Raw genomic sequence first — 10,184 nt, forward strand, 5'->3', positions numbered from 1 at the left:
GTTCAGGACATGGTGCCGGAGGGCGGGAGGTTCATCGAAGGGGCCTACCGCAATCCAGCGGGCAGCCGTGCCTACCGGCTCTTCATTCCCAGCCGCTATCAAGGCCAACCGCTTCCCTTGGTCGTGATGCTCCACGGCTGCACGCAGTCGCCGGAAGATTTCGCCGCCGGCACGCGGATGAACTTCATCGCAGAAGAGCACAGCTGTTTTGTGGTCTATCCCGCACAGCACAGCAAGGCCAATCAGGCCAAATGCTGGAACTGGTTTCGTACCGCCGACCAGCAGCGGGGCCGCGGCGAACCTTCGCTCATCGCCGGAATCACGCGCCAAATCATGCGCGACTATGCGGTCGATCCAAAGCGCGTCTATGTCGGTGGACTGTCCGCCGGAGCAGCGGCGGCGGCCATTATGGGGACGACCTACCATGATCTGTACGCGGCGATCGGCGTACATTCCGGCCTGGCCTGTGGCGCCGCGAATGACCTTCCCTCCGCGTTTGTCGCCATGCGACAAGGTGGCCCGTCCGATCGCGATGCAATTCCAGCTGCCGGGTCAGCCGTGCCGACGATCGTTTTTCACGGCGATCGCGACGTGACCGTGCATCCGAACAACGGCGATCAAATTGTCGAGCAGTGCACGAAAACGGCGGGCACAAGGAAGAACGTGCATCGCGGGCGGGTACCGGACGGTCATGCCTATACCCGCACGATCCACATCGATGGCAGCGGGCGCGGAGTCTTCGAGCACTGGAAGATCCACGGAGCTGGACACGCCTGGTCGGGAGGCAGCCCTGCGGGCTCCTACACCGATCCACGAGGACCAGATGCAACGAGGGAAATGCTGCGCTTCTTCCTCGAGCATTCACTGTCCGTCTAGCTCGATTAATCCAGTCCGCTGTTGGTGTTCTCCGATGTCGGGCTAGGGATATCTTGCACGAGGGCGAGTGGCGATCCCGGCATGACTCGAACATGCGACCTACGGTTTAGGAAACCGCCGCTCTATCCAGCTGAGCTACGGGACCGACGACCCGGCCCAAAAGTCCGGGGTGCGCAGGCTTTCCATAGCAGAGCGCACGCCGGTTCGGAAGCCTCCAGTTGATCGGCCCGGAAAGCGGCCCCGCATTCACCCGCCATTCACGTCCCGCTCATTAAGCATTCACGACTTGCACGGAGGGCGATCATGAAACCCTTGGCAATTGTGTCCACACTTGCCATGTCGATCGTCGCGGCATCAGCCGCACTGTCCCAATCAGCCACGCCGACGCCACCCGGCCCACCGGGCTCAACGGTCGCGGTCAACCGGGCCGCGCCGGTCCCGGTCGTGCCGTCGAAGCGGATGGCCTGCGTGACCGCCGCACGCAGCGCGCAGGGACAGGAGCACCAGGACCAGATGCAGCTCTGCATGGCGCAGGCGCATCTCGACTGCCTGAAGCAGGCGATCGTCCAGAAGATCACCGGCGACGAGCGCAAGGAATTCGTGAGGACCTGCATCGGACTCTAGCGTCGCGCGCGTTCGCGGGGACTGGTCTGTGACGCTTCCCTCTACGTGCGCCGCAACAGGCAGGAAAGCGCATAGGGATCGTGCTGCAGGGTGTGGCGCGGGCGATCGCACGGACCTTGATGGCAGACCAAAGCGCGATGGGACCAGATTGAATCGCCATCGTGCTTCAGTTTGTTGTTTGAGCATGATCTTGACGGAAAACCGCTTCGCACTTTTCCGGATCATGCTGTAGCATTCGCAGATGTTCGTCACATCAGGAGAGAGCCGCGCCTTGGCGCGCCTGTTCGGTCTGCTCGCCGAAGACATGGCCGCGCGCGAGGTGCGCGAACGCGTCGGGCACGATCTGCTCGACCTGCTGGGTGCGGACTATTTCGCCTCCTTCGTCTGGGACGATCGCAGCAGGCGTTTTGGCGACGGCGTCTTCCTCAACATGAGCCCGGATAATCTGGCGCGCTACGACAGCTACTACCAGAGCTGTGATCCGATCACCCTGAAACTGCAGGCGCGGCGGGTGCCGACGCTGGTCAACCAGGTGATGACGCAGCGCGATCTGATGCGTACCGAGTTCTTCAACGACTTTTTGGCGCGCGACGGCCTGCATTGGGGCGTCAACGTCTACAGCTTCGCAGGCGAGCGCAATATCGGCGATTTGCGCATCTGGCGCGGCCGCGGGCGAGTCAATTTCGATCACCGCACGCTGGAACTGTTGCGCCTCATCGAGCCGGCCTTCACCAGCGCGCTGGTCCGCGCGCAAGGCAGGCGGGACACGGCTGTCGACGCGCCGCCTTGCGCAAAACTGTCGATGCGCGAATACGAAATCGCGGAGATGATCGCAAAAGGCCTGCCCGACAAGCTCATCGCCGAGCGGCTCGGCATTCGCTTCTCGACGGTGCGGACCTATTGCCAGCGCATCTTCGACAAGCTCGCGGTCGACCGCCGCAGCGCCGTCGCCGCAAAGCTGATAAAGTAGGCAAAAGCATGTAATGAGGTTCGATCAGAGCCGTACGGAAGATGCGCTCCCTCCCCGCTTGCGGGGAGAGGGCTGGGGTGAGGGGGAGTCTCAAGGGACTGAGTTCGTTTCGTGGAGAATCCCCCTCACCCGGATCGCATCGAACGATGCGATCCGACCTCTCCCCGCAAGCGGGGAGAGGTGAACATCCCCGGCCGGTAAACCGATTCGAGCCAACTTCACCGCGCTTTAATACCTCGATCCACAAGCCTGGTCTCGACCCGTGCACCACACGTGCACCTCATATGCTTTTCGCTGGCGGCGGCAGGCGGCCGAACAGCTTGTCTAGCGCAAGGCCGATCGCAAGCAGGCGGCGGTCGCTCCCTGCGGGGCCGTCGAGCTCAAGGCCCACCGGCAGGCGGCTCGAAGCCCCTAACGCGATCGGAATCTGCAGGCCAGGTACGCCGGCATTGCTGCCGGGATCGGTATTCTGGATGAAGAGCAGAAAATTCGGCAGGCTCGAGGAGTCCGGATTGGAGGCAATCGCGACCTTCGGCACGGTCGGAAAAATGATCGCATCCAGCCGGTTCTTCGCGAAGGTGTCGCGATAGAGCGCCTGCAGCGCTGGCCGGGCGGTCTTGATCGCGGCATCATAGGCCGGCTTGCCGTCGACGACGCTGTTGTCCGGCCCCGGCAGCTTGCGCGGCAGCACCAGGCCGTCATAGGTGCCCTTCACGTCGGGACTCGCAATGGCCTTGGCGAGATCGGCGAGTGCGATCTTCGGCCCACGCTTGAGATAGGCGACCATGTCGTCATTGGCTTCATAGATCGCAACCGGAAATGAGACCTTGCCATTCAGCTCGGCGAGGTCAGACATGTCGACGTCGAGCACGGTGACGCCGGCCGCGGCCAGCTTGCTGCGCGCCGCCGCAAACGCCTGCTTGGTGTCCTCGTCGAGATTGGCGAGCATCGCCGCCACGACGCCGACGCGCACGCTCTTGAGATCGGCCGGCCCCACGCCGCCGCCGCCGGCGATCACGCGATCGAGCAGCGCAACGTCCGCGACGCTGGTGGCCATGGGCCCCGCGGTGTCGCGGGTGTGCGAGATCGGCGCGATGCCAACTTGCGAGTAACGGCCGACGGTCGGCCGCAGCGCGGCGCAGCCGTTGAGCGCGCAGGGAATCCGCACCGAGCCGCCGGTATCGGTGCCGACCGCAATCGGCACGATCCGCGCCCCCAGCGCCGCGCCATTGCCCGACGACGAGCCGCCCGCGATCTTCGCCGGGTCATAGGCATTGCGCACGCCATAATCCGCGCCGGTCTTGTAGGCACCGTTGTAGCCGGAAATGCCGAAGGCCAGCTCATGCATGTTGGTCTTGCCGATGATGATGGCGCCGGCGGCCCGCAGTTTTGCCGCAACCGGCGCATCCTTCGCGGGGATGTAGTTCTTCAATGCCGGCGTGCCGGCGGTCGCGGGCAAGCCCTCGACCTCGATGTTGTCCTTGACCGCAATCGGCACGCCGCCGAGCGGCTCGCAGGGGCCGCGCCGGTGCTTTTGATCGAACGCCCGCGCCGCCTTGATGGCGCCGGCCTCGTCCAGGGTGATGAAGGCGTTGAGCTCGCGCTGCGCCTTGGCGCGGGCCAGCACGGCCGCGACCAGCGTCTCGCTCGTGTATTTGCCGGCACAGAGATCGGCGGCGGCTTCTGTTGCCGTCAGCGTGTCCAGATCGAAGGCGTCGGCGCCGCGCGCCGCTGAACTTGCAAACAATGCAGTCCCCGCGAGCACGCTCGCACAGGCGAGCAATGGCAAGCTGTTTTGCGACATGGTCGGCCTCCCTTTGATGCCTTGGGTCACGCAAGCGCCGTTCCAGCCAGGATAAGCAAAATGACAGGTTCCGTCTGTCCTCAAAATTGCGGACAGATCGGTCCCCAATCCGACCGGCGCTGCAGTCTCCCGTTCGGATCCATGCTATCCTCCCGGCGGGGCCGCCTACCGCCAGGGATGAACGACATGTCCTCTTCAGACGGTCCGACCGGCGCCGCCGACCTTTCCGCCCCGAGCCGAAGGCGGAAAAGTGCCCCGCTGCTGGTGCTGGCCGCGGGACTGCTGTTGTTCGCGGCCGTGGTCGGAATAGCCTTTCTGCTGCTGCGTCCGGCGACGCTCCGGATTGCGGTCGGACCGGCCGGCAGCGACGATCACAAGATCATCCAGGCCCTGGCCCAGAACCTGGCCAACGAGACCGCCTCGGTCCGCCTTTCGGTCGTGGCCACCGCAGGCCCGGTGGACAGCGTCCATGTGTTCAGGGATGGGCAGGCCGATCTCGCGGTGGCGCGCGCAGATGAGGATCTGCCCGACGGCGCCGAGGCCGTTGCCGTCCTGCGCAAGAATGTCGTGGTACTGTGGGCGCCGGAGCGGCCCTCGCGCGGACGGAAGCGGATCAAGGCGATCTCCGACCTGCCGGGTCATCGGGTCGGCGTCGTCGGCCGCACCGATGTCAACACGGCGCTGCTCCGCGTCATTCTCAAGGAGTCGGGCGCCGATCCGGACAAGGTCGAGATCGCGCATGTCAGTCCCGACAAGGCCGTCGACATGGTGCGCGATGCCACGGTGGATGCGTTCATGATCGTCGCCCCGCTCGGCAGCAAGCTGACGACGGACGCGATCGTCGCGAGCGCCCGCGCCAGGGGCGAGCCGACATTCTTGCCCATTGACGTGTCGGAGGCGATTGCCTCGCGGCATCCGCACTACCAGTCCGAGGAAATCCCCGGCAGCGCCTTCACCGCGCAGCCGGCGCGGCCCGACGACAAGGTCGAGACGGTCGGCATCGACCATTTGATCGTGGCGCCAAAATCGTTGTCGGAAACCACCGTGGCCGCGCTGACCCGGCAGATCTTCTCGGCCAAACCGACGCTCGTGCGCGAAATCCCGGCAGCGGCCAAAATCGAGAAGCCCGACACCGACAAGGATGCCGCGATTCCCGCCCATCGCGGAGCAGCCGCCTATATCGACGGCAATGAGCGCAGCTTCATGGACAAGTACAGCGATTACATCTGGGGCGCCGTGCTGCTGCTGTCCGTGCTCGGCTCGGTCAGCGCGGCCGTGCGCCACTACATCAAGCGTGACGAGCGGCAGCTGAGCATCCTGCATCGCGAAAAACTGGTCGCCGCGATCGCGCAGGTGCGCAAGATCGAGCGCGTCGAGGAACTCGACACCATGCAGCACGAGGCCGACGAGATCCTGCGCGAAACGCTGCAATGCTATGAGGACGGCGCGATCGAGGAGGCGGACCTTGCCGCCTACAGCCTGGTGCTCGGCCAGTTTCACCACGCCGTCGCCGACCGCCGTGCCGCATTGTCCGGCAACGTCGTCGGCCTGCCCCGCGCCCGGACGGGATAGGGGCCAGTCGATCACTCAACCTCTCATATTGGCGGGCCGCGCGCTTTGCGCGGCGTCTTCGGACGATGCCTCGCATCGCGCTCGGTCAACAAGGAGGTCCCGATAGCGATTTTGGGCCTCATCCTTCGAGAAGCGACGAAGACGCCGCTGCTTGAGGACGAGCGGATGGAGCAGCTCGTGATGCGCTAAAGCTTGAGGAAACGCGGTTCGATCAGAGTCCTACGGAAGACTGCGCCCCCTCTCCCCGCTTGCGGGGAGAGGGTTGGGGTGAGGGGGAGTCTCCACACTGGAGCTCGCGGAGGGTCCCCTCACCCGGATCGCATCCAAGGATGCGATCCGACCTCTCCCCACAAGCGGGGAGAGGTGAGCGGCCGGCCGGTAAACCGATTCGAGCAAACTTCCTCATGCTCTAGGGACAGGCCGCCTCTCGGCGGCCATGAAATGACCTTATGGGTTCGCTGCGCCTTGCGATAAGGTCCGGTGCTGCAATCGCCGCTGGCTTTTTCGGGTGCGACGCCGATGTTGAAGACGCTCTCCGCCCCTTTTCGAATGGCGTTCCGATTTCCGCTCGTTCAGTTCGCGCTCGTGATTTTCCTGATCTTGCTGCTGCAGGCCGCCAACGACAAGTCGGCCTTTGGCAGGATTTTCGATGGCCTCGACCGGCTCGTCGACGACACCATTGAACTGATTGGGTCCATCTTCACCGTGAAATCGTTTACGAAGTCGTGGCTGACTTTCGGCTTGATGATTGCGTACGTCTATCTGGCCTGCTGGCTCATCCTGTCGCTTTGCGGGATCGGCGCTCGGAAACTCGTCGATCTGGCGGGGCGTCATAACTTCTTCTGGTCGAGAAATGCCATCGCCAGACAGCGTGGCATCGACGCCTATCGCGCCTGGCTTCCGCTCGAAACAATCCGGCCAGCTCATATTTCACAGCGGGAGTGGGAAGAGGAATTCGCCTGGCCTGCCGACAACCGGCCGCCTTATCCGCCGCTCGGGCAGCGCGTGCTGCGGGCGGTGCTGTCCTATGCAGCGGCCGTCGCAATCATTCTCATCCTGTTGCAGGTGTTTACACCGTTCCCGGTGATCAGCTGGCTGGCATCGCTCGTGACTCGTTGAAATTCGCGAACACCCAATGCTGATTCTTCCTGTCGTCCAGCTCCTTTTAGGATCGTGATGCGCGGCGAGGAAAGGAAGATCGGCCGGCGGCCTAGAGCCAACGTCGGCTTATCATGTAAATGCGGGCTATTTTGGCATGGGCGAATACCTCCGGGTTTGACGGCTGCCGAAATCTGGCAGCGCAGCAAGTCGGCAGCTATCTGGAGTACAGCAGCTGTGGCGCGGACGCGTTCGGGAAGGCAGCAAGTGACCCAAAGCCGAATTTTCGGAATGGCGAGTCCCAGCCTCGGCGCTCTCATATTTTTGATGGGTCGGCTCTCTACCGCTCGACAGTATTCAGGTGCTGATGACTCAGCATAACCGGTCCGCTGCCTGTCATTTTCTGTCGAAACTTTAATCTCCTCCAATGACCGCTTAGGAGAAGCCGCACTTGACAACTTTGATTGTGGGCAGCTGCTCAGTGAGCGAGGTGATGCCGGTGCTCCAGGCGGAAGGGGTATGAAACAACACCCTCTCAGCTGGGCCTGATCAACGCTTCTTCGGATCGGAGCGAACGGTGAGCAACGCGAACGGCCAAGTGACATTGCAAACTGCGGCGGAGTTCGTGCGTACCTATGATGCGCAATCGCACGAGCTCGCCGACGCGATCTCAGCAGTGCTTGCAAATACACAGGCCGCGTTAAACTGGCTGGGCGCTGAACAGCCAGATCTGGAGGAAGTTCGGCGCGCGCTCGTCGATGTCGGTAGCGCCGGGATGCGAGCAGCCGAAATCTTCGTTCGACTTCGAGCGATCGCGAAGAATGTGTCCATGGCGGATGAAGTTCTCGATCGTTGAGCTGAAAGTCTCCAGGGTGGCCGGAGCAGGCGGCGGCGATGGCGCAACCGCTTAGTGGTGCCGACAAAAGCTCGCTATGCCATGGTTGCATCCATGAGGCGCGATACAGTGTGGCTGCTCGTTTGGTGCCTCTGGATGACCATCGTGGTCTCGGGGGCAATCTATGTACTTTTCTTCGCGTAGTGCGAGTAAGGTCGCCTCAATGACAACCGCGAACTAGTGCTCCGCGACACAAAGATGGACCAAGCGTGTTCGAATGCGGCGCGAGCCGCGTCGAATCGCGGCGGTTCGATCGGCTCTAGTTGCGAAGAGTTGCATCCGCACAATTTGGCCTCATACAAAATCTAACAAAAATGTAAGTTTGCGTTTCCCTAAGCGTTGTCAGGAACTGAAAAATGAGCGATTGCGCCCCGATTGCGGACCACTCCGACCGCGCGCTGCCAACGTTTCTTGCGAGACTTAAGCCTGCCCTGACGGGCTGTCCTTGGCACCATGTCGATGCCATGCTGCGCTCGGCAGGTCTTCGTCCGACCCGGCAGCGCATGGCGCTGGGCTGGCTGCTGTTCGGCAAGGGCGCGCGGCATCTCACGGCCGAAATGCTCTATGAGGAAGCGACGCTTGCCAAGGTCTCGGTTTCGCTCGCCACCGTCTACAATACGCTCAACCAGCTGACCGATGCCGGCCTGCTGCGCCAGGTCAGCGTCGACGGCACCAAGACCTATTTCGACACCAACGTCACCGCGCACCATCACTTCTATCTCGAGCACAATCACGAGCTGGTCGACATTCCCGATCTGCATCTGGTGCTGCACAGGATGCCGGACGTACCGGAAGGTTACGAGATTTCGCGCATCGATATGGTTATTCGGCTTCGCAAGAAAGGCTGAGCTGGCACCTTATTGGGGCTTAACGCGACCCGACCGATAGCCACAGCTGCTCGTAGCGATCACGAACATAGCTCGCGCGCGGCCAAACCGACGCGACTGATCCAATCCGGATACTACATATCGATCAGCGTGTGCGGACCAAATCTCAGAATGGCGCACGACAACATCGAAGCGGATGTTGATGTTGACGGGCGAGGTCCATTACCTGCGCGGCCTTGCCCTGCGCCGCCTCATTGGGAAAAGCCCGCATCCGCCCGACCCCTCGTGGTGGCTTTGGAACATGGCGCGCACGGCATCGTCGTGTTCCAGCTCGAACACCTCCTGTAGCACGTACACCACGAACTCCATTGGAGTATGATCATCGTTCAGAAGCCGAACGTCGAACATCGATGAGCCCACAGAAGTATCGGACGAAGCCAGCGGCCCTCATCGGTTCGCCATCGCGCGCTTTGACTTGGCCAGCGAGCATGGGCAAGCGATGGCCGACATCGAAATGGCTTGTCGCTGCCTTTTAATCGGTGGGTCCCAGGTTCGAGCCCTGGTTGGCCCACCACCAGTCTACCGAAACCACGCGTCTAAGTGCTGGAGACGAGAAGGCCGCTTTTGTGGCCATTTCGCGCGCAGCCTTTTGGCGCTGCCTCAAAAACATCAATGATTTGTCGAATTACGAACAGGGTTCAAGCCTTTCTACACGCGGAACGCGACCTCAAGCTGAAGGGTGCAAGCCATGGTAGAGTTCCACCGCCACAACGGTCCCTCCCCCAGCGTCGATGCGGCCAATGCAGAAATTGCAGCGTTCGTGACGCCGCAGCCTCCAGCCGACATCAACAATGAAATGATTGGCAAGGTTTTCGACGACGCCACGACGCGCCTCGTCGGCGGCGTGGACGCTTCGAACGCTGCGGCCATCGTGGCCGACCTCAAGACCGTGCAGGCCGACATGGTCGCGATCTCCGCCGGCGACGGCGAGGGTACTTTGACCGAATTGCATTACGACATTATGGAGAACCAGCTCAGTCAGGAAATTACGGCTGTCAATGAAGCCTTGAATGGAACGAACCCCTTCGCCGCCAAGACCATCAACGACATCCACCGCGATATTCTAGACATTTTCCTCGGCGATCCCAACCTCGTCGCCGAGAAGGGCGCGTCATGGACGGCGCTGCCTCAACTCACCACGCCCCCAACGCCGTTCGCCGACGATGCAAAGCAAACGACGTTCGTGAGCAACTTCATCACCGACAGCAATACGCTTGCCGATCGTGCCCTTGGGGGAGAGAACAGCGATCAATTGATCAATGATCTTCAGCACTTTATCAGCCAAGCCGAAAAGTTCGTCATGGCGAACGGCCAGACGGCGACCGTGTTCAACGCCCGCTTCGAGAATGAGATTGGAGCGGAGGGAACTGCGGGGACTGCTGCCAACAGCCTCATTGAAGGCCTTCAGAACCATGACATGGGGGAAATCACCGCCGCTGCGACCCAATTGATCACCAA

The 10,184-nt window shown here is 62.1% G+C and carries 10 protein-coding genes and 1 tRNA gene; 8 read left to right on the forward strand and 3 right to left on the reverse strand.

Going from position 1 to position 10,184, the window contains the following annotated elements:
• A partial coding sequence (locus JOZ76_RS08010; protein ID WP_291698089.1) for an extracellular catalytic domain type 1 short-chain-length polyhydroxyalkanoate depolymerase occupies positions 1–876 on the forward strand: 876 nt, incomplete at its 5' end.
• Between the two features lie 68 nt (positions 877–944).
• Here JOZ76_RS08010 and JOZ76_RS08015 read toward each other — a convergent pair.
• Positions 945–1,021, reverse strand: a tRNA-Arg gene (locus JOZ76_RS08015).
• Positions 1,022–1,179: 158 nt separating this feature from the next.
• Here JOZ76_RS08015 and JOZ76_RS08020 point away from each other — a divergent pair.
• Both JOZ76_RS08020 and JOZ76_RS08025 read left to right on the forward strand, forming a co-directional pair.
• Positions 1,180–1,500, forward strand: coding sequence for a hypothetical protein (locus JOZ76_RS08020; RefSeq protein ID WP_291698090.1), 321 nt, complete (start codon positions 1,180–1,182; stop codon positions 1,498–1,500).
• A gap of 241 nt (positions 1,501–1,741) precedes the next feature.
• Positions 1,742–2,470, forward strand: a complete 729-nt coding sequence (locus JOZ76_RS08025; RefSeq protein ID WP_291698091.1) for a helix-turn-helix transcriptional regulator — start codon at positions 1,742–1,744, stop codon at positions 2,468–2,470.
• A 280-nt stretch (positions 2,471–2,750) separates the two neighbouring features.
• On the opposite strand, the gene iaaH is transcribed toward JOZ76_RS08025, so the two are convergent.
• Positions 2,751–4,274, reverse strand: coding sequence for an indoleacetamide hydrolase (gene iaaH / locus JOZ76_RS08030; RefSeq protein ID WP_291698092.1), 1,524 nt, complete (start codon positions 4,272–4,274; stop codon positions 2,751–2,753).
• 186 nt (positions 4,275–4,460) lie between these two features.
• Here iaaH and JOZ76_RS08035 point away from each other — a divergent pair, with 186 nt between their 5' ends.
• The 4 genes from JOZ76_RS08035 (at position 4,461) to irrA (ending at position 8,687) form a co-directional block, all read left to right on the forward strand.
• Positions 4,461–5,846, forward strand: coding sequence for a TAXI family TRAP transporter solute-binding subunit (locus JOZ76_RS08035; RefSeq protein ID WP_291698093.1), 1,386 nt, complete (start codon positions 4,461–4,463; stop codon positions 5,844–5,846).
• A gap of 480 nt (positions 5,847–6,326) precedes the next feature.
• Positions 6,327–6,965: a hypothetical protein gene (locus tag JOZ76_RS08040; protein ID WP_291698094.1), complete on the forward strand. Its 639-nt coding sequence runs from the start codon at positions 6,327–6,329 to the stop codon at positions 6,963–6,965.
• A gap of 556 nt (positions 6,966–7,521) precedes the next feature.
• Positions 7,522–7,800: a hypothetical protein gene (locus JOZ76_RS08045; RefSeq protein ID WP_291698095.1), complete on the forward strand. Its 279-nt coding sequence runs from the start codon at positions 7,522–7,524 to the stop codon at positions 7,798–7,800.
• 395 nt (positions 7,801–8,195) lie between these two features.
• Entirely contained in the window at positions 8,196–8,687 is a 492-nt protein-coding gene (irrA, locus tag JOZ76_RS08050) for an iron response transcriptional regulator IrrA (RefSeq protein WP_291698096.1), read from the forward strand.
• A gap of 201 nt (positions 8,688–8,888) precedes the next feature.
• Here the strand turns inward: irrA and JOZ76_RS38155 are convergent, their stop codons facing one another.
• A complete protein-coding gene (locus JOZ76_RS38155) occupies positions 8,889–9,074 on the reverse strand; it encodes an ATP-dependent Clp protease adaptor ClpS (protein WP_366113953.1) in 186 nt (61 codons plus the stop codon).
• Between the two features lie 340 nt (positions 9,075–9,414).
• Here JOZ76_RS38155 and JOZ76_RS08055 point away from each other — a divergent pair.
• Positions 9,415–10,184, forward strand: a 770-nt coding sequence (locus tag JOZ76_RS08055) for a hypothetical protein (protein WP_291698097.1), incomplete at its 3' end; no start/stop codon positions are given.

The sequence above is a fragment of the Bradyrhizobium sp. genome (assembly GCF_019244115.1).
In the GTDB taxonomy this organism is placed as follows: domain Bacteria; phylum Pseudomonadota; class Alphaproteobacteria; order Rhizobiales; family Xanthobacteraceae; genus Bradyrhizobium.

Coding starts and splice junctions, on each gene's coding strand:
- JOZ76_RS08020 (WP_291698090.1), top strand. CDS start 1,180: ATGAAACCCTTGGCAATTGTGTCCACACTTGCCATGTCGATCGTCGCG.
- JOZ76_RS08025 (WP_291698091.1), top strand. CDS start 1,742: ATGTTCGTCACATCAGGAGAGAGCCGCGCCTTGGCGCGCCTGTTCGGT.
- iaaH (WP_291698092.1), bottom strand. CDS start 4,274: ATGTCGCAAAACAGCTTGCCATTGCTCGCCTGTGCGAGCGTGCTCGCG.
- JOZ76_RS08035 (WP_291698093.1), top strand. CDS start 4,461: ATGTCCTCTTCAGACGGTCCGACCGGCGCCGCCGACCTTTCCGCCCCG.
- irrA (WP_291698096.1), top strand. CDS start 8,196: ATGAGCGATTGCGCCCCGATTGCGGACCACTCCGACCGCGCGCTGCCA.
- JOZ76_RS38155 (WP_366113953.1), bottom strand. CDS start 9,074: ATGTTCGACGTTCGGCTTCTGAACGATGATCATACTCCAATGGAGTTC.